19 protein-coding genes and 3 pseudogenes are annotated in these 18,588 nt (G+C 69.8%); 13 read left to right on the top strand and 9 right to left on the bottom strand.

Annotated features, from left to right (window positions below; translation table 11 throughout):
- Nucleotides 1-398: 398 nt before the first annotated feature.
- Nucleotides 399-1,061, bottom strand: coding sequence for a hypothetical protein (locus CES90_RS12445; RefSeq protein ID WP_189784209.1), 663 nt, complete (start codon nt 1,059-1,061; stop codon nt 399-401).
- Between the two features lie 87 nt (nt 1,062-1,148).
- Between CES90_RS12445 and CES90_RS12440 the strand changes: the two genes are divergently transcribed.
- Nucleotides 1,149-1,661 carry a GNAT family N-acetyltransferase gene (locus tag CES90_RS12440; protein ID WP_189784208.1) on the top strand — a complete coding sequence of 171 codons (513 nt, stop codon included), beginning with the start codon at nt 1,149-1,151 and terminating at the stop codon, nt 1,659-1,661.
- Here CES90_RS12440 and CES90_RS12435 read toward each other — a convergent pair.
- Nucleotides 1,642-3,627, bottom strand: a complete 1,986-nt coding sequence (locus CES90_RS12435; RefSeq protein WP_229913968.1) for an MDR family MFS transporter — start codon at nt 3,625-3,627, stop codon at nt 1,642-1,644. The two genes, CES90_RS12440 and CES90_RS12435, sit on opposite strands and share 20 nt — an antisense overlap.
- Nucleotides 3,628-3,942: 315 nt before the next feature.
- Between CES90_RS12435 and CES90_RS12430 the strand changes: the two genes are divergently transcribed.
- Entirely contained in the window at nt 3,943-5,004 is a 1,062-nt protein-coding gene (locus tag CES90_RS12430) for a peptidoglycan-binding domain-containing protein (protein WP_189784207.1), read from the top strand.
- A gap of 264 nt (nt 5,005-5,268) precedes the next feature.
- Here the strand turns inward: CES90_RS12430 and CES90_RS12425 are convergent, their stop codons facing one another.
- Nucleotides 5,269-5,559, bottom strand: coding sequence for a recombinase family protein (locus CES90_RS12425; RefSeq protein ID WP_229913967.1), 291 nt, complete (start codon nt 5,557-5,559; stop codon nt 5,269-5,271).
- A gap of 69 nt (nt 5,560-5,628) precedes the next feature.
- Between CES90_RS12425 and CES90_RS12420 the strand changes: the two genes are divergently transcribed.
- The 3 genes and pseudogenes from CES90_RS12420 to CES90_RS49455 form a co-directional block, all read left to right on the top strand.
- On the top strand, nt 5,629-5,961 hold the full coding sequence (locus tag CES90_RS12420) for an antibiotic biosynthesis monooxygenase family protein (protein ID WP_189784206.1): 333 nt from the start codon (nt 5,629-5,631) through the stop codon (nt 5,959-5,961).
- Between the two features lie 67 nt (nt 5,962-6,028).
- Nucleotides 6,029-6,160, top strand: a complete 132-nt coding sequence (locus tag CES90_RS51230; RefSeq protein WP_268257028.1) for a hypothetical protein — start codon at nt 6,029-6,031, stop codon at nt 6,158-6,160.
- Nucleotides 6,161-6,184: 24 nt separating this feature from the next.
- Nucleotides 6,185-6,388 (top strand): annotated as a pseudogene (locus CES90_RS49455) (hypothetical protein); the annotation flags it as partial.
- 43 nt (nt 6,389-6,431) lie between these two features.
- Here the strand turns inward: CES90_RS49455 and CES90_RS12415 are convergent.
- Together CES90_RS12415 and CES90_RS12410 are read right to left on the bottom strand one after the other, a co-directional pair.
- Nucleotides 6,432-7,097: an HAD family hydrolase gene (locus tag CES90_RS12415; protein ID WP_189784205.1), complete on the bottom strand. Its 666-nt coding sequence runs from the start codon at nt 7,095-7,097 to the stop codon at nt 6,432-6,434.
- Between the two features lie 186 nt (nt 7,098-7,283).
- Nucleotides 7,284-7,871: a TMEM165/GDT1 family protein gene (locus CES90_RS12410; protein ID WP_189784204.1), complete on the bottom strand. Its 588-nt coding sequence runs from the start codon at nt 7,869-7,871 to the stop codon at nt 7,284-7,286.
- A 471-nt stretch (nt 7,872-8,342) separates the two neighbouring features.
- Between CES90_RS12410 and CES90_RS12405 the strand changes: the two genes are divergently transcribed.
- The 6 genes and pseudogenes from CES90_RS12405 to CES90_RS12380 all read left to right on the top strand — a co-directional run bounded on the left by CES90_RS12405 (nt 8,343) and on the right by CES90_RS12380 (nt 15,001).
- Nucleotides 8,343-8,987 carry an HNH endonuclease family protein gene (locus tag CES90_RS12405; protein WP_189784203.1) on the top strand — a complete coding sequence of 215 codons (645 nt, stop codon included), beginning with the start codon at nt 8,343-8,345 and terminating at the stop codon, nt 8,985-8,987.
- Between the two features lie 80 nt (nt 8,988-9,067).
- The gene (locus CES90_RS12400) at nt 9,068-10,720 is read left to right on the top strand and encodes an alkaline phosphatase D family protein (RefSeq protein WP_189784202.1); all 1,653 of its coding nucleotides are present in this window, start codon (nt 9,068-9,070) and stop codon (nt 10,718-10,720) included.
- A 446-nt stretch (nt 10,721-11,166) separates the two neighbouring features.
- Nucleotides 11,167-13,126 (top strand): annotated as a pseudogene (locus CES90_RS12395) (FAD/NAD(P)-binding protein).
- A 77-nt stretch (nt 13,127-13,203) separates the two neighbouring features.
- A complete protein-coding gene (locus CES90_RS12390) occupies nt 13,204-13,656 on the top strand; it encodes a DoxX family protein (RefSeq protein WP_189784201.1) in 453 nt (150 codons plus the stop codon).
- Between the two features lie 128 nt (nt 13,657-13,784).
- Nucleotides 13,785-14,072 (top strand): annotated as a pseudogene (locus CES90_RS12385) (hypothetical protein); the annotation flags it as partial.
- Between the two features lie 434 nt (nt 14,073-14,506).
- On the top strand, nt 14,507-15,001 hold the full coding sequence (locus CES90_RS12380; protein ID WP_189784781.1) for a hypothetical protein: 495 nt from the start codon (nt 14,507-14,509) through the stop codon (nt 14,999-15,001).
- Between the two features lie 100 nt (nt 15,002-15,101).
- Here CES90_RS12380 and CES90_RS12375 read toward each other — a convergent pair whose 3' ends face one another.
- Both CES90_RS12375 and CES90_RS12370 read right to left on the bottom strand, forming a co-directional pair.
- Nucleotides 15,102-15,479 (bottom strand): PIN domain-containing protein, encoded by a 378-nt coding sequence (locus CES90_RS12375; RefSeq protein WP_189784782.1) that lies wholly within the window; start codon nt 15,477-15,479, stop codon nt 15,102-15,104.
- The gene (locus tag CES90_RS12370) at nt 15,476-15,739 is read right to left on the bottom strand and encodes a hypothetical protein (protein ID WP_189784783.1); all 264 of its coding nucleotides are present in this window, start codon (nt 15,737-15,739) and stop codon (nt 15,476-15,478) included. The genes CES90_RS12375 and CES90_RS12370 overlap by 4 nt, the downstream gene beginning before the upstream one ends.
- A 313-nt stretch (nt 15,740-16,052) precedes the next feature.
- Here CES90_RS12370 and CES90_RS12365 point away from each other — a divergent pair, with 313 nt between their 5' ends.
- Nucleotides 16,053-16,472, top strand: a complete 420-nt coding sequence (locus CES90_RS12365; RefSeq protein ID WP_189784784.1) for a hypothetical protein — start codon at nt 16,053-16,055, stop codon at nt 16,470-16,472.
- Between the two features lie 29 nt (nt 16,473-16,501).
- Here CES90_RS12365 and CES90_RS12360 read toward each other — a convergent pair whose 3' ends face one another.
- Together CES90_RS12360 and CES90_RS12355 are read right to left on the bottom strand one after the other, a co-directional pair.
- Nucleotides 16,502-16,864, bottom strand: a complete 363-nt coding sequence (locus CES90_RS12360) for a hypothetical protein (protein WP_189784785.1) — start codon at nt 16,862-16,864, stop codon at nt 16,502-16,504.
- Between the two features lie 103 nt (nt 16,865-16,967).
- Nucleotides 16,968-17,852: a hypothetical protein gene (locus CES90_RS12355; protein ID WP_189784786.1), complete on the bottom strand. Its 885-nt coding sequence runs from the start codon at nt 17,850-17,852 to the stop codon at nt 16,968-16,970.
- 345 nt (nt 17,853-18,197) lie between these two features.
- Here CES90_RS12355 and CES90_RS12350 point away from each other — a divergent pair, with 345 nt between their 5' ends.
- On the top strand, nt 18,198-18,584 hold the full coding sequence (locus tag CES90_RS12350; protein ID WP_189784787.1) for a hypothetical protein: 387 nt from the start codon (nt 18,198-18,200) through the stop codon (nt 18,582-18,584).
- The last annotated feature ends 4 nt before the right edge of the window (nt 18,585-18,588 follow it).

Below are 18,588 nucleotides of genomic sequence, written 5' to 3'. Positions count from 1 at the left end.
CCGCTCGCTCGGCCACCAACTCGGCGGCCGCCTCCGTCAGCAGCTCTTCGACGACGGACGACACATCGTTCTGAATCTTTAGCATGGTCTGCAGCGGGTCGGCGCCTCCGTCGGTGACCGGCAAGCCCGCGAAGCGAGCGGCGCGGCGCAGGCGGTCACTCGTGAGTGTCCCGGGGAACATCTCCCGTGAGTGTCCCGGGGAACATCTCCGCGAGGAACACCGCGGTCACCGTGCATTCCATCAGCCCGACAACCGCACACGCCATGCGTCTCGACGCCTCGCACGGCTGGGTCTCAGCAGCAAGTTCCCGCTGCCGTTCCACCAGTTGAGCGAACGACAGCGTGAGTGGTGGTGTCCTTACCGGCCTTACCGGTGGTCAGGTCGTCCGTCATCCCCCTCAACTCCCCTTCGCGTGACGCCTGGTGAACGCCCATGGCAGCTGGTGGGACCGGTCCGGGCCCGCGTCACGGCCCGCTCGCGCCTCGCGGTCCGCCCTCGTGTCCCGCCGGTCCGCCGTCACCAGGTCCTCGAACAGGGCGCGGGCCTCGATCATGGCCTCGCGCATCTCCTCCGTACCCGCGGAGCCGCCCGCGGCGTTCGCGGCGTTCGCGGCACCATGTATCCGGCGATAGCCGTGCACATGATGCGCGTGGTGCACGGACAGCGCCTCCAGCTGGGTCCCGTAACGGCCGGCGTCCGGGAAGCCACGCGCCGCGGCCAGCTCGCCGAGCAGCCGGTCCGCCTCGGCGACCGCCTCGCGCGGCGAGTCGACGAAGCGCTCCTGAGCGGCGGCCCAGCGGGCCTCGTACCGTTCGCGCTCCGCCGCCCGCAGCGGCCGTTTCTCCAGCGAGCCGTGCCGCCTCACCCGCTCGGTGAGCGCACGCGCGGCCGCCCTCTCGTCGCCGTCGTGGTGGGCCACGATCCGGTCGTACTCGGGCCCGAACCGCCTCCGCAGCGATCCGCCGCCGCCGGTGCCGCCACGGGTACGCAGCGTCAGGACGGCCGCGACAACGACCACGGCCGCCACGATCACGATAGTGATGATCAAGCCTGTGGACATGATTGCCTTCCAGGTCTCGCGGCCCAACGGGCCGCCTCGCGCACCGGGTTGCCCGAACCCCGTCCTTCAAACGGCGACAATGGCCGCATGACCGCCACGACCACCCTCTGGACCGTCGCCCCGGAGCCCTTCGACTCCCCCGTCGCCGCCGCGCTCTGGCGGGCGTACTACACGGAGGTCAGCGACCGCTGGTACCTGCTGCACAAGGGCCACGTCACGGACCCCGAGGAGCTGGAGCGCGAGGTCGCGACGGACACCGGGGCGTACCTGGCGCCGCCGCACGGGGTGCTGCTGGTGGCGCGATACGGGGGCGAGCCAGTGGGTACGGCGGGGGTGCGGCTGATGACCGACGACACCACAACCGCCGAGCTCAAACGGGTCTTCCTGCGCAAGGACGCCCGCGGCAAGGGCGGCGCCACGCTGCTCGTCACGGCGGCCGAGGACGCGGCCCGCTCCCTGGGCGCCCGGCGGATCGTCCTGGACACCCGGAACGACTTGGTGGAAGCCCGCACGCTGTACACCCGACTCGGCTACGAGGAGACCGAGCCGCACAACGACCACGACTACGCGGAACACTGGTTCACGAAGAACCTGACGTAGCCGTACTCACATGACTCACGTGCGGCCGTTCCGCGTCCGAGCCGCACAGTTCGGCGTTGAGTTCCTCGACCAGGCGGACGAGGTCGGTCGGGCGGTCGGGGCCCCACCAGTCGCCGAGCAGCTCGGCGAGGGACTCCTCGCGGGCCTTGGCGAGCCTGTCGGCGGTCTCGCGGCCGGTGCCGGTGAGGACGAGGTCGAGGCCCTCACGGCGGGCGAGGCGGCGCTCCTCGACCTGCCGGGACGCGGCCATGATCACGTCCAGCGGTACGGCGCTGCGCTCGGCGAGGACACCGGGCTCGGCCCAGCCGTACCGCCGGATCCGCAGCAGCAGCCAGCCGGCGGCGGGCAGCAGGTCGTAGCCGGCCCGTGCGGTGATCTTCCGGTAGATCTCGCGCCGCCCCTCACGGGACCCGAGCACCGACAGCGCCCGGCACACCTCGTCGTACGACGACCGCTCGACGGGGTTGCTGGCGAACGTCTCCGTGCCGTCCGGCGCCGTGACCGACCCCCGCAGCCGGTCCTCGCGCAGGAACCAGGCGAGGACGAAGCCGAGAAGGGCGACCGGGGCCGCGTAGATGAAGACCTCAGTGATGGCGGAGGCGTACGCGTCGAGGACGGGCGGCCGGAGCGCGGCGGGCAGTTCGGCGATCCCGCGCGGGTCCGCCCGGAGCCCGTCGACGCTGACGCCGGGCGGGAGGGGGGCGCCGTCGAGCGCGTTCGACAGCTTGCCGCCCAGGCGCCCGGCGAAGACCGTGCCGAAGACGGCCACGCCGAACGAGGCGCCGATGGAGCGGAAGAAGGTCGCGCCGGAGGTGGCGACGCCCAGATCCTCGTACGGGACGGCGTTCTGCACGATGAGCACGAGGACCTGCATGACGAGGCCGAGCCCCAGCCCGAAGACGAGGAAGTACGCGCTCATCTCGCCGTCGCCGCTGCCCGCGTCGAGCTGATGCAGAAGCAGCAGCCCGAGCGTGGTGACGGCGGTCCCGACGACGGGGAACACCTTCCAGCGCCCGGTGCGACTGACGATCTGCCCGGAAACCGTCGAGGACAGCAACAGCCCGAACACCATCGGCAGCATGCGCACCCCGGACATCGTCGGCGACACACCGTGCACGACCTGGAGGAACGTCGGCAGGTAGGTCATGGCGCCGAACATCGCGAAGCCGATGACGAAGCTGATGATCGCGGAGAGGGTGAAGGTGCGGACACGGAAGAGCTTGAGCGGCAGTACGGGTTCGGCGGCGCGGCGCTCGGCTGCGACGAAGGCTGCGGCGAGCAGTATGGCCAGGACGGCGAGGGCGATGATCTGCGGGGAGTCCCAGGCCCAGGTGGTGCCCCCGAGGGAGGCGACCAGGACCAGACAGGTGGCCACGGAGGCGATGAGGAAGGTGCCGAGGTAGTCGATGAGATGCCGCTCTGCCCGACGCGGGATGCGCAGCACGGTGGCGATGACGAGCAACGCCACCGCCCCGACCGGCAGGTTGACGTAGAAGACCCAACGCCAGCTCAGGTGCTCGGTGAACACCCCGCCGAGCAGCGGCCCGAGCACACTCGTCGCACCGAAGACCGCACCGAACAGCCCCTGGTAGCGCCCGCGTTCACGCGGCGGGACCAGATCACCGACGATCGCCATCGACAGCACCATCAACCCGCCGCCGCCGAGCCCCTGAACCGCCCGGAATCCGATCAACTGGGGCATGTTCTGCGCCATTCCGCACAGCGCCGACCCGATGAGAAAAATCACGATCGCCGTCTGGAACAGCCTCTTCCGGCCGTACTGGTCACCGAGCTTGCCCCACAGCGGCGTCGCCGCCGTCGCGGCCAGCAGATACGCGGTCACGACCCACGACAGGTGTTCGAGTCCACCCAGGTCACTCACGATCGTCGGCAGCGCGGTCGACACGATCGTCTGGTCGAGCGCGGCCAGCAACATGCCCAGGAGAAGGGCCCCGATGGAGACCATCACGCCACCGGGCACCTGCTGCTCGGTGGCGGGGGCGATGTGCTGGCGAAGGGCGGTACCGCCGCTGTCTTCGCTGGTGCCGGTGTCGTCGGTCATGAAGACCTCCCGAGGGCCCGAGGGTCTCGCACAGCGTCCCCAGTGTCCCTCTTCCTCAGCTTTCCATTCCATCGTGGCCGGTGTGGCCGGTTATGGCCTGTCGAAGGCCTGTCGAAGGCCTGTCGAACCCCACCGGAACCTGTAATTCCTGGGGCGACTGGGAGATTGTGTGGCGACGGTTTGCATAAACTCGGGAGCCTTAACGGGGAGGACGACTACATGAGCGAACCGAACAGTCATATATGCCCGGAATGCTTCGCGCCCCGAGCCTCGGACGGCACCCCGTCCTGCGGCTGCGCCCGCCGCGTCTCCGACGCCCACCTCGAAACCCGTACGGCGGAGGCGGCGGCCGCGGAGGACTTCGACCCACTCCGGATCCGGCCGTATGTGGAACTGGGCGACGAGCCGGCGACCGACGAGAAACCTGAAGCATTAACGATTCAGCTGCGACGCGTGGAGCCCAGCCCGAGCAGAACGGCGCCCGACCACGCCGAGACGCTCGCCATGCGGGTGGCCACGCCCATGACCGCGACAAAGCCGGACGCGGCCGACGTACGCCTCTTCCAGGAGCAGGGGCAGCGCCCCCGTCCGACCATCCCTTTCCCTCCGGCCTCCCCTCCGGCGCGGCCTCCGCGGGGACGGCGACGACGCCCTAAGGCACTCGTCGTCGCCCTGGCAGGAACCGCCGCCGCGGGCGTGATGGCCGCCGCGGGACTGGCGAGCGCGCTCTTCTCCTACGATGCCCCCAAGCGGAGCAGCGCACTGCCGGACGACGTACGGGCGAGCGCCCCGGACACCTCGCCCGACGGGGACTCGACGCCGGTGGAACCCACCGGGGAGGCCGGGAGCGAGGCACACGCCCCGGCGCCACCGATCAGCGCTCCGCCGCCGAGCCCCACCAAGAGCCCGTCCCCGTCGCCCTCACAGACGTCCGCCTCACCCTCGCCGTCCACGTCCGCCTCCCCGACGCAGAGCGCGCCCAGCGCCGGCGCCTCGGGACGAGCGTCGGCCTCCGGCGTGGAGGAGGATGCGGGCAAACGGGCCATGGCGCCCAAGACGCTCCGCCTGGGCGACGAGGACCCCGAAGTCACCGAACTCCAGCTCCGGCTACGCCAGTTGGGCATCTACAACGGCGACATCGACGAGAGCTTCGACACCCAGGTCGAACAGGCCGTCATCGCCTACCAGATCAACCGCAGCATCCCCGAGGACAAGGACGAGCGAGGCGTCTACGGCCTCACCACCCGCGCCCAACTGGAGTCCGAGACGAAGGAACCGTGACCCGAGCGGCGGCGCCCGAGGCCCCCTCCGCCGTTCGCCGCTCCTCGCGGTCGACGGGCGGGGTCGGCCGACGGGGTCAACAGCCCTGCACCAGTGAGGTGGGTACGGGGCCTGTTGGGGCGCCTCAGCGCGATTGCTCAGCCTCCGCGCACGCACGGCATGTCACGGCGCGATCAGGGATGCGGCGAGTACGGGGCTCATCCAGCGCGAACCACAGGGTCAGGTGCGTGACCTTGCCCTGACGTACCCGGCGAACGTGCATCATCACTTCATACTTACGAGTCTGCTGCCGGGGCTCCGCCACTTACGCACGCCGTTCGCGGTAGGGGCGCTACTCGCCTTTATGACTACAGCGTCCACGTGACCAGCGCGAACGGCGGCCATCATCTCTTCGAACTCGGGCCGCTCGACGTTCGGGTCCCAACCCGACTTACCCACATCCGCGAAGTGGCCGGCCATGGCCCAGCCCTTCGCCGTGATCAGGGCTTCGCACTTGGCCCTTTGGGCTTCGGGGCTCGCCTTGCTTTCATCCTCACGCTGCTTGCTCTGACGGATGTAAGAGACTGCTCGTACATCGTCCAGGTCAGGGTGCCATCCCGGCGCTCTCTTGCTAAGAGGTGATATGTGCCCAGCGTAGTAAAAATCAACGTCCTCACGGTTCCGGCCGAGCAGCGCGAGGTGCTGGAGAAGCGGTTCGCGTCCCGCGCCGGCGTGGTCGAGAGCTCGGACGGCTTCGAGTGGTTCGAGCTCCTCCGCCCCGTCGACGGCACCGACAACTACCTCGTCTACACCCGCTGGCGCGACGAGGCCGCCTTCCAGGCGTGGATGGAGGGCCCGATGAAGCAGGCCCACCAGAGCGGCGAGGCCGGCGCCGAGCGACCCAAGCCGGCCGCCTCCGGCTCGACCGTCTGGACCTTCGACGTCATCCAGCAGACGGGCCCGAAGACCGAGGGCTGAGCCACCGACACGAGCGACCCCTCGGCCGACGCCCTCCGGCGTGGGCCGAGGCCACCGTCCTCAACAAATGGCTACGAAACCCGCGCGGACGACCGCCATCATGGACGCCATGGACACCTCCAGCGCCAAGTGGATCACCATCGCGGCCTACGAGAACCTGCCGGGCCGCCCGACCCCGATGGCAGCCACCCGCGCTTGACTGCGCGACCGCGGCATCGACTGGATGCCCTTCGCGCCGGATGAGATCCAGTGGAATCTGGCCTGTGGCATCGGCCCTGACGGCCACTGGCACGGCTGGTTCGGCGTACGCGTCCACCCCGACGCCCTACGACGGCTCGGCCTCCATCCCGACCAGCCGACGGCCAAGGTCATCGGCCCCTCCCCACCCGGCTGGTGGCACGCCGCCGCAGAACGCAACGCCCGGCGCCCTTCGGGGTGCTGCCGAACCCCACGGACCGCACCGAACCCGCTCAGCCGACCCGCACCCGAATCCCGCCACCCTCAACAACCTCGACCCGCACCGACGTAAGGTCGGAAACCACCGCGTCCGGCCCGTGCGCCCGCGCCCGCTCCCCGATGCCCACAACCCGCATCCCCGCGGCGCGCCCCGCTTCGATCCCGGCGCCGGAGTCCTCGAAGACGGCGCACTCCTCGGGGGCGATGCCCAGTTCGGCGGCGCCCTTGAGGAAGCCCTCGGGGTCCGGCTTGCTCGCGCCGACCGACTCGGCGGTGACGCGCACCTCGGGCAACGGCAGCCCGGCGGCGCCCATCCGGGCCGTGGACAGGGGGATGTTCGCGGAGGTCACCAGGGCGTGCGGCACACCGGCGGCGACGAGGGAGGCGAGGAACTCGGGGGCGCCGGGTATCGGGACGACGCCCTCCACGTCGGCCGTCTCCTCGGCCAGCATGCGGGCGTTGTCCGCGAGGTTCTGCTCCATGGGCCGGTCCGGCAGGAGCACCGCCATCGTGGCGTACCCCTGGCGTCCGTGGACGACCTGCATGATGTCGTCGCCCTCGAGCCCGTGCCGCTCGGCCCAGCGTCGCCAGACCCGTTCGACCGCGGCGTCCGAATTGACGAGGGTGCCGTCCATGTCCAGCAGGAGGGCGCGGGCGGTCAGAACGGTGGTGGCCGTCATCGGCGGGCTCCAAGGTACGAACGAGCGGCGGACGCGCGGGAAGCAGGGCTGGGGCCGAAGATCGAGCCGCCCCCGAAGGGACAAGGCGGCCCCGCCCGCCGGTCAGGGAGTGCGGGCGGGAGCCACTTTGTTCCTCCACGGTACAAAACAAACCGGCCCCCCGCCACCCCCTCCCTCATTCCGCCGTCATCCCGTCACGGCTTCCCACAGACTCCACACACCGAGCCCCGCCATCAGCACGGCCGCGATTCGCGTGATGAGCTTCAGCGGCACCCTCTTCATCAGCGCCCTGCCCCCGACGATGCCGAGCCCGGCCACGGCCCACAGCGCGAGGACCGCCCCGAGCCCCACGGACAGCGGATCGTCGTACCGCGCCGCGAGGTTGGCCGTCATGATCTGGGTCAGATCACCGAACTCGGCGACGAGGATGAGCATGAAGCCCGCCCCCGAGACCCTCCAGAAGCTCTGGTCCTCGGGCCGTCGGATCTCCGCGCCGTCGTCGTCCCCGCCCTTCGTCATCAGCAGCATCGCCGCGCCGCCCAGGAACAGCACCCCGGTCAGCGCGTGCACGATCTGCCGCGGAAGCAAGGTGAGGACACTGCCCGCCGCCACCGCCAGCGCGACATGCACGGCGAACGCCGCCGCGACGCCGGCGAAGACGTACGAGGCGCGGTAGCGGGTGCCCAGGACGAGGCCGGCGAAAGCCGTCTTGTCGGGGAGTTCAGCAAGGAAGACGACGCCGAAGACGAGCGCCGTGACACTGAAGCTGATCAAGGTTCCTCAATCGGTCGGGGCTGCCCCACCGAGAGAAATCATCCGCTGACGCGACGCGACACCTCGGCACGGCAGCGCACACGTCACCCGTGCCGTAGGGCACGGATGTGCACTGCTTGCCGAAGGTCTCGCTGGCGGACCCCTGCACAGGACCCGCTCCGGGCGCCGGCTCAGACGAGCTGAGCAGTATGTCGACGGTCCGGCGAAGAGCTACTCCCCTTCTGCGCCGCCCATCGTACGCGACCCGTCACACCGGAACCCTTGCGACCTGTCACGCCAGAACCCTTGTTGTGTCATGTTCGCGTCACTAACTTCTCACCGAACACACATGCGCCCGTAATACGGCGCGGCCACTCTTCAATCGCTCGCCGGCTCATCACACGAACCGCAAGAACCGCAAGAACCGCAAGAACCGCACGAACCGCACCTCCGCACCCCGCTCCAACATCCCCACCCCCCAAGGGAGTTCGCATGCCGAAGTTCTACGCGCGTCGACGGCTCAGCATACTCGCAGCTCTTACCGGACTCATAGCCTCCGTCGGCCTTTTCAACGGCTCGACGGCCTCCGCCGCGCTCCCGACCCCCGTGAGCGCCACCACCGCCCGCAGCTACCTCGCCAGCCTCACCGTGGCGACCGAGGACCGCACCGGCTACAGCCGGGACCTGTTCAACCACTGGATCACCATCAGCGGCACCTGCAACACCCGCGAGACGGTCCTCAAGCGCGACGGCTCGAACGTCGTCACCAGCTCCACCTGCGCCGCCACCAGCGGCAGCTGGTACTCCCCGTACGACGGCGCCACCTGGACCGCCGCCTCCGACCTGGACATCGACCACCTCGTACCGCTGGCCGAGGCCTGGGACTCCGGCGCGGACAGTTGGAGCAGCTCCACCCGTCAGGCCTTCGCCAACGACCTGACCCGCCCGCAGCTCATCGCCGTCACGGACAACGTGAACCAGGCGAAGAGCGACCAGGACCCGGCCGAGTGGATGCCGTCGGTCAGCTCGTACCGCTGCACGTACGTCCGCGCCTGGGTCCAGGTGAAGTACTACTACGGCCTCTCGGTCGACTCCGCCGAGAAGAGCGCGCTCACCAGCTACCTGGCGAACTGCTGACGCACCGACCGTCCCCGGAACCTCCCCACCGGCCTCCGTCGCCCCGTACCGTACGGGGCGACGGAGGAGAGTGATCGCTTATGGCGGGGCTGCGCCTGGGACCGCTGCTGAGATTTGTGGACGGCTCGTCCGCGACCGTGTGGGTCGAGGCGAGCCGTCCGTGCACCGCCGAGGTACGGTGCGCCGGCGGCGGGGGCGGCGAGGCCCGTACGTTCCAGATCGCCGGGCACCACTACGCGCTGGTCACGGTGACAGGGCTGGCCGCGGGCACGGCGTCGGCGTACGAGGTCCTCCTCGACGGCACGCGCGTGTGGCCGCTGCCGGACTCCGTCTTCCCGCCCTCGGAGATCCGCACCCCGGCCGAGGACGACACCGCCCGAACCGTGCGCGTCGCCTTCGGCTCCTGCCGCTGGGCCGCGCCGGCCGCCGGGGAGCCGGACCCGGTGGGCCCGGACGCCCTGGACACGCTGGCGTCCCGGATCGCCGCCGAACCGGACGCCGAGCGCCCCGACGTACTCCTTCTCCTCGGCGACCAGGTCTACGCGGACGAGACGTCCCAGGCCACCCGCCGCTGGCTCGCCGCTCGGCGGAGCCTGAGCGACCCGCCGGGCGACCAGGTCGCGGACTACGAGGAGTACACCCACCTCTACTACGAGTCCTGGCTGGACCCAGAGATCCGCTGGCTGCTCTCCACCGTCCCCAGTCTGATGATCTTCGACGACCACGACGTCATAGACGACTGGAACACCAGTGAGGCCTGGCTCGCCGACATCCGGGCCACCCCCTGGTGGCGTGAGCGGCTGCTGAGCGGCCTGATGTCGTACTGGGTCCATCAACACCTCGGGAACCTCTCCCCCGCCGAGCTGGCCGCCGACCCGGTCCACGCCGCCGTACGCGCCACCGCGGACGGCACGGACGTCCTGCGCGCCCATGCCTCCCGGGCCGACCAGGACCCCTCCTCGGTCCGCTGGAGCTATCGGCGCGACTTCGGACGCGTACGCGTGCTGATGATCGACACCCGGGCCGCGCGGGTCCTCGACGAGGGCAACCGGTCGATGCTGAACCCGGGGGAGGCGGAGTGGCTGCGGGCGCAGGTCCTCGACGGCCCCGGCTCGTACGACCACCTCCTCATCGGCACCTCGCTGCCCTGGCTGCTGCCGCACCTCGTGCACGACGCCGAGGCCTGGAACGCCGCCCTGTGCCGGGGCGAGCGCGGGGAGCGGTGGGCGCGGTTCGGGGAGGACCTGCGGCAGCGGGCCGATCTGGAGCACTGGGCGGCGTTCCCGGCGTCCTTCGAGGCGCTGACCGGGCTGATCGCGGAGGCGGGCTCGGGGGCCGGGGCGCCGGCGACGGTGCTGGTGCTCTCCGGGGACGTCCACCACGCGTACGTCGCCGAGCCGTCCTGGCCGTCCGACGCCACCGGCCCGGACGCCCGCGTACTCCAGCTCACCTGCTCTCCCGTGCACAACTCCATCCCGCTCTCCATCAGGCTCGGCTTCCGCTTCGGCTGGAGTCGTACGGGGCGGGTGATCGGCCGCTGGTTCGAGCGGCACGGGCGGGGCGAGCGGCCCTCCATCGACTGGCGCAGGACGGGCGGCCCCTGGTTCGGCAACCAGCTCATGACCCTGACGCTGCACGGCCGCTCGGCACGGCTTCGGCTCGACCAGGCGCGGGCCCGGCGGGGCGGGAAGGCCCGGCTGGAGACGGTGACCGAGTCGGCACTCGCACCCTGAAGACCCTAAATACACCCATTCCGCAAGGTTGTTGCCCGCGTTGTCCGTGATGCTCGTGAGGCATCCCACACCGGGGCCCTCTGATCGGTCCCAGGGCCCTGCTCCCGTGACGTACGACGGCATGATGAGGCGGACCGTCCGCTTCCTGCGGGCGGTCCGCCGCGCCGCGCCCCCACGCACACACGCGCCCCACTCGCACGGGAGTTACGCCATTGTCCGAGACCAGTGACGCCGGGATCGACGGAGATGATGTCGGCATCGACGGAGATGGTGTCGGACTCGACGAACACGGCGTCGGACTCGACGGGGATGGTGTCGGGCTCGACGAACACAGCGCCGGACTCGACGGACACAGCGTCGGACTCGACGGGGATGGTGTCGGGCTCGACGAACACAGCGCCGGACTCGACGAACACAGCGCCGGGCTCGACGGGGATGGTGTCGGCATCGCCCTCGTCGGCGCGGGCCCGCGCGGCACCAGCGTCCTGGAGCGCCTCTGCGCCTCCGCGCCCGAACTGCTGCGGCCCGGCATCCGCCTGACGGTCCACGTCATCGACCCCGACCCACCGGGCCCCGGGCGGGTCTGGCGCACCGCCCAGTCCCCCCACCTCCTGATGAACACCGTGGCCTCCCAGGTCACCCTCTTCACCGACGAGAGCGTGGACTGCTCGGGGCCCATACGCCCGGGGCCGAGCCTGTACGAATGGGCAACCGGCGAGCCCGGCCCCGAGGACGCGCTCGGCCCCGACGACTATCCGACCCGGGCCCAGTACGGCCGTTATCTGGAGTGGGTCTTCGCCGAGGTGGTGCGCGGGGCGCCGCCCGGGATACGGATCGAGACGCATCGCACCCGCGCGGTCCGCCTCGACGACGCCCCCGACGGCAGCCAGCGGCTCACCCTCGCCACCGGCCGGGTCCTGACCGGCCTCGCCGCCGTGGTCCTCGCCCAGGGCCACCTCCCCGTGGTCCCCGGCCAAGCGGAACGGCGACTGACCGCGTACGCCGACCGCCACGGGCTGCGCCACTTCCCGCCCGCCAACCCGGCCGACCTCGACCTCTCCCCCGTCACCCCGGGCGAGCCGGTCCTGCTGCGCGGCCTCGGCCTCAACTTCTTCGACCACATGGCCCTGCTGACGACGGGACGGGGCGGCCGGTTCGTATACGACTCCGGCGCCGCATCAGGCCTCCGCTATGTGCCCTCGGGCCGCGAGCCGCGCCTGTACGCCGGCTCCCGGCGCGGTGTGCCGTACCAGGCGCGCGGTGACAACGCCAAGGGGCCGTACGGCCGCCACGTCCCGCTCGTCCTGACCCCCGAGGTGATCGCGGGCTTCCGCAAGCGCGCGGACTCCGGGGAGGCGCCCGACTTCCTCGCGGAGATATGGCCGCTGGTGGCGAAGGAGGTGGAAGCGGTGTACTACGAGGGGCTGTTGAAGGGGAAGGAGGGCGAGGAGCGGGAACACGCCAGGCTCTTTCGCGACGACTTCCTCGCCACGCCCCACCGCAGCCCTCAAGAGGCCGCCGTTCTCGACGAGTTCGGGATACCGGAGGCCGACCGCTGGTCCTGGGACCGGGTTTCGCGGCCGTACGCCGGAGTCGTCTTCCCGGATCCACAGGCGTGGCGGAGCTGGTTGCTGGGATATCTGCGCAAGGACGCGGTGCAGGCCGCGCTCGGGAATGTCGAGGGCCCGGCGAAGGCCGCGCTCGACGTACTGCGGGATCTGCGCAACGAGTTGCGGCTGGTCGTGGACCACGGCGGGCTCACCGGCGCGTCCCGGCGGGAGCATCTGGACCGCTGGTACACCCCGTTGAACGCCTTCCTCTCCATCGGCCCGCCCCGGCGCCGTATCGAGGAGATGTCCGCGCTGATCGAGGCGGGCGTGCTGACGGTGCTCGGCCCCCGGCTGGAGGTGCGCCCAGCCCCAGACGACAGGGCCGGTGTCGGGGCCGGTGTCGGGACCGGGGCCGGGGCCTGGCTGGCGTACTCCCCCGATGTGCCCGGCTCGGCGGTCCGGGTGACGACGGTCGTCGAGGCCCGTCTCCCGGAGCCGGATCTGCGCCGTACGGCCGACGGGTTGCTCGCCGGCCTGCTGAGGGCGGGCGCGTGCCGTCCACACCGCGTGGACGGTTACGAGACGGGCGGGCTGGATGTGACGGACCGGCCGTACCGGGTAATCGACCGTCATGGGGTGGCCCACGAACGGAGGTTCGCGTTCGGAGTGCCGACGGAAGGTGTGCACTGGGTGACCGCCGCGGGCGCGCGGCCGGGAGTGAATTCGGTCACGCTTTCGGACGCGGACTCGGTGGCGCGAGCGGCGCTACGTGCGACGACTTTCACGGTATCCCCCCATTAAGGAGATGAAGTATTGGCCAAATGTTGAACTTGCAAGCATTGATGGTCATGCCTAACGTGGAGTGACCCGCCGGTAGCAACCGTCCCCACCGGTCTCACAAGGACCGGGTGATACCGAAGGAGTCCTCCACTCATGTCCGGACGCCTCAACAGCGCCCAGCCATACGCCCTCGGGCTGTTCCGCATCGTCATCGGTCTGCTCTTCCTGTGCCACGGCGCCCAGAAGCTCTTCGGCCTCCTGGGCGGCGCCGACGGCAAGGGCGCGACCGTCGCCACCGGCACCTGGCCAGGCTGGTACTCGGCCGTCATCGAACTCGTCTGCGGCGCCCTCGTCATCCTCGGCCTCGGCACCCGCTTAGCGGCGTTCATCGCCTCCGGCGCCATGGCGTACGCGTACTTCAAGGTCCACCAGCCGATGGCCCTCTGGCCGGTCGAGAACGGCGGCGAGCCCGCGGCCATGTTCAGCTGGGCCATGTTCCTGCTGATCTTCACCGGTTCCGGCGCGCTCGGCCTGGACCAGCTCTTCGCCAAGCGCTCGACGGCGGAGGGGAAGAGGGCCACGAACAAGGAACCCGTGGCCGCCTGACCCTGACCGATGCCGTGGCCGGAGGGGCCGCCGGGGGTGCGTGCGCACCAGTGAGTTGCGCACGCGTCACACCACAGTCCTACCGGACCGGCACTCATCCCGGGTTTGATCACAACTGAAGACAGGCTCTAGCGAAGGCCACCCCAAAGCAGACCGCGACCGGCACCGTCCCGGTCGGCGGAGGCAAGGTCACCTTCGAGATCGACAAGGACGATCCCCGGAACCCCACCGGCAACCGGTTCACCAGCGAGCGCTTCGAAAAGGCCCTGAACGTCACCCTCAACTCGGTGGTGTTCCGCTCCTCTGGCCAGGACCTGACCACCGCCGGCACTTACATCGAGATGACCTCCCGCCTGACCGAACCCGTCCTGTTGGGCCTGGCCGTCCTCGCCATCCGCAACCGCGTCAAACGCTGACGGCCCTGCCCCAGCCCAGCGAAGCCCCGTGAACGGTTCGACCGAACCGTTCACGCCCGCCCACAGCGGGTGGGGCCAACTCGACGCCTAAAAGGGGCCGGTACTCACTCCTCAGGCCAGTTCACGGCTACGTGCGCTACTTGCCTGCACCATCGATCAGGCTTTGAACTGCGCAGAAACCTGTTCGGCCCCTAGGTCCGCGGACGCGCTGAACATGAGTGCAGGAAGCGGTTCGACCGAACCACTTCCTGGACACAGCTGCCAGCGTCGAACGCGAGTCCAGGAAGCGTTTCGATCGAAACACCTTCCTCGGACATGCCAAGTCGTACTTGCCTAACATGCCTGCACCCGACATCAGGTCCCTGAACTAGGCAAAGGTGCTCCAACCCCAGATAACGATGACAGTGCAGCGCTGTGCCAGGAGGGTGAGGGACATGACGAACACCGACAAGCCGACTCATCCGCCCCGGCCGGTCCCGTACGTAATGGACGGAGAACAGGCCGAACTGCTCGCCCGGCTCTCTGGCCGCTACGCCGACGTCCTGCCTGAAGTCCGGGACCGCGCTCCAGAGGCGTCGGTGCCCGTGCTGCTGCACGCGGTTCACGCTCACCAGGCCCGCCGGCTGATCGAGTCCGCTCCGCGCTGGCAGAAGACAACGGGGCGCGTCGTGGAACTCGAAGACCGCGCCGAGGACGTGGCCGCCGCCCTGGCGTTGCTGCGGGTTGCTCGCGCCGACCTGGACGGCTTGGAAGGCGCCCTGCTGCTGGCCGCCCGCTCCATCAGCACGAACACCGGCAAGCCCCTGCTGACGTTCAAGAAGATCGCCGCCGCGCTCGACGTCGAGTCCGAGCAGGCCGCCCAGGGCCGTTACCGCCGCAAGGTCGGTAGGCCGAACGCCGCTTCTTCCGGCGTCGACGGCACCCCGTAGACGCCTATAACCCCATCGCGGCCACGTCGCTACGCTGCGGCGGGCGCTGAGGGCCTCGCTGCCCCGGTTTCTGGTGCCGCACAGAGTGCTATCTGCCCGGTCAAGGGCTCATGGGATTCAGCGGGCTGACTCCCGTCCCCGCGTACAGGCCGGGGTCCAACGACAGCAGGGTGGCGTCCTCGCCGGCCTGCCGGGCAACGATCACTGAGGATGCTGGATGCAGCACCCGCCAGTCCGCCTGCCGCCATGCCCCAGCCACCAGGGCGTGAGCACGGGTGAAGTCGGCGGCCGTGGTGAAGCGGCGCTCCAGGATGTGCTGTCCGGCGCCTGGCCGCTCACGCTCGGCGACCGCTGCGGACAAAGCAGGAATCACGATCTCGGCATAGCCGTAACTGGCCTCGACATACAGGCCGTTGAGGAACTCGTCGCCTTCGGCAAGCGCCCGGATGCAGGTGTGGTCGAGCAGGACACGGATCACGCGGCGTGGTGCCCCCGCCCGAGGTGCTGCAGGAAGGACCGGGCCCGAGCGCGTGCATCGTCGGAGACGGTCACGCCGGTCGTCTGCCGGACCTCTTCCAGAGCCTGCTGCCGTCGCTGATCCTTCTCCTCCTCGGTCAGCTCACGCGTCACCAGCTCTGTCAGGAGCTCGTTCATGGTCGTGCCGCGCTCGCTGGCCAGGATCCGCAGGCGGTCGCGGACGTCCCTGGTGGTCTTGATGCTGGTGTCCTGTTCTGCCATGAGGTCACTCTACCGCCAGTAGAACACCTGCGAGAGTGCTGACGGTCACGGCTCTGACCACGATCTGCAGCTGACCTCCGATCGATGGCAGACCACGATCTGCAGCTGACCTCCGATCGATGGCAGACCCCGACCAGCGCCGAGAGTGGTCGTCCGCCAACCCACCAGTGCGCACCATCACACCAGGTCAGGCCCATATGGAGTAGCCGATACGCGAACACACCGGCATGATCGGGGAATGTTCGACAAGCTCCGTCGCCGCCCCCGCGCAGTGGCTCCGCCCGTTCCGCATCCGCCCCCGGCCCCACCGGCAGTGGCCGACGCTGACCTACCCGCCCGCGTCACCCGCGTACGCGGAGCCCTTGCCGCCGCCGGCGTCAATCTCGAAGAGCTCGGCGCCGCTCCCGAACCTGCGTGGTTCACTCACCTGCGCAACGGGCATCGCCTGCCTCTCGGCCCGGCGGAACTGAAGGAGACAGCCGACCACCTCCCCGGGATCGCGGTGGAGGCCGTCCTCTCCGGCGAGGCCTGCACGAGGCTGCTCAGCCACATCGAGGTACTCACCACCCTGCGTGAGCTGAAGAACGGCGGGCTGGATTTCCGTTTCTGCCACGGTGGGCTCCCCGAAGACGCGGCAAGGGTGCGGTCCCTGGCCGACTACGTCCGCGATCAGGTCGCAGCTGCGGCCAATGGCGATGACGACGCGGCTGCGAGTCCCGGAAACGCTGCCTGACGTCCCGGTGGCCAGCCAAGGAATCGGCGTCACGCGACTCCGAAGCTGGGCAGCAGCTCCTCCTGCGTGTGCTTGATGCTGGGGAAGAGGCGGATGCGCTCGTACGGCCTGCCGCGCCGGTCGACGGCCTGTTCGCGCACGCCCCACGGCGCGTCCGGCAGGGGCACCGTCTGCGTGTACTCGACGCAACCGGCTGCGTAGTCCTGCGGTGCCTTGCGGAGGATCTCGACCATTTGGGCCTCGGCCAGCTTCTGGACGGCCACCGCGGAGGAGGCCATCAGCAGCAACCACAGCATCAGCGGGCGCATGCGGAGCCAGCCGCCGCCCACGATGCTGTGGAAGTGCTGCTCCCGGTGGTTCTGCGACCAATCCGTCAACGGCACCGTCGTCATGCTGGCTTCCCTCCGTGGCTTCTCGGTCAGTGGCTCGGATCTTGGCGGTGCCAACGGCGTCATGCGCTCGGCGGCCCGGCACGCTATGGGCAGCCGAGCGACATCAGGTCAGCAGACTGTGTTCGGGCTGGTGGGGGTGGCCGAAGTCGCTGTCGGTGAACATGTATGTGCCGTCGTGGTCGTAGGCGTCGGACGAGACCTCGCACAGCGTGCCGATTTCGGCGATCGGGCAGGTCCATACCCCGTTCCACCGAGGATGCCGATCGGTGAGGGGCACGCCGCACCGCACGCATCGGATCGCCGGCACACCGTTGAGCTGGAGTCTGGCGATCAGCGCGTCCCTGCCGAGTTCTGGGATCTGCTCGTCGTATCCCAGGAAGGAAGAGAAGACCTGCGCCATGTTCCACGTGGCCGGATCACGGGTCTGCTCCCAGTCAGTCAACTCCCGAGCCGGGTAGGTGACGCGCAGGCCGAACCTGGGGAATCCCTGCGGGCCATCACCTGCTTCCTCGGAGAACGGGTGCAGTTCTTGCGCCCGATAGTCAGGCCGGATCGTACGAATCTCCGCTTCGAGAACGGGCCGGCAGACTTCGTGCAGTTCAGCGAGGGTGGTAAGGATTCCACGCTCCGCCTTCGCGGTGTCCTGGGCCTGGAGCCAGCCGCAGCAGGAGGCTGAGGCGAGGAAGCCGTCCATGAAGACGGCCTGCTCAACGACCGGGTTGTCACCGCCCAGTACGCGGTGCCGCATCAGGCCGCCTTCGACTCGACCGTGCCACTCCACCTGCTCCCCCGAGCACGCTGCTTGCACCGCATCGGCGGGCGCGGGGTAGACCTGCGTGAACTGGCGGAAAATGTCGCGGTCTTCGTGGGCCTCGAGCTCCTCGCACTCCTCATCGTCGAGGAAATCCTCGACCTCAGCGACCGTCCCGGCCTGACCCGGTACGCGCCGCTTGCGCGCCTTCCGGTCCTTCTTCCGCTTCTTCGGCATGGCCCTCCGCTCCGATGAAAGGTGCCTGTTCCCTGCACGTCAACACGCGAGATCGCGTCTCTGCCGGGGGCCGGAGCTCTTCAGCGTTCCTCGCGTGAGCACAGGTGGCCAGCCGGGCAGGCTGCGCAACCGCGGTTGTCCACCATGTGGGGGGGGCGCCACGGCCGGGCTGGCGAGGCTTCCCGGCTAGTGTCGTCCCACGCCCCGGCAACGAGCCGTCGGTGACGTCAGCTATCCGCCAATCAGGTTCACTTTGGCCCCGCCGGGCAGGCTGCGCAGCGACCGCATGGAATTCGCACTCCGCGTCTGCGGCGCATGAACCTGACCTCCTGTCACGATGCCCTCATGGAGCCACTGCAGATCCCCTGCCCTGCTGACCAGATCCCGGACGCAACGGGGACCAAGGCGTTCAACGCCGCGTACAAGGCCGCCAAGGACGCGGGCGCGACATACGTCGGCATCGAGCGGCGCGGCCGGTGCTGGACTGTGAAGACCGACAGGGCCCCGGGGCACGTCGTCGCTGAGGCCGCGGCCGCCATCGTCCGCAAGGCCATCGTCCACCTCCTCCTCAACCGAGAGGTACGCAAGTACGCGTCGGTAGGCCCGGACTACGTGCAGTTGAACGGCATCACGAGTGAGCAGCGAGCCCGCGAACTCGCCGCCGCCGTGCACGCCGCCTTGTACGGAGACCCGGAACCACTGGCCCGCGCGGTACCGAGCATCTCCGACTGACGGC

The organism is Streptomyces capitiformicae, assembly GCF_002214185.1.
GTDB lineage: Bacteria > Actinomycetota > Actinomycetes > Streptomycetales > Streptomycetaceae > Streptomyces > Streptomyces capitiformicae.
The sequence above is the reverse complement of the archived record's forward strand: the minus strand, read 5'-3'. Positions and strand labels throughout refer to the sequence as shown.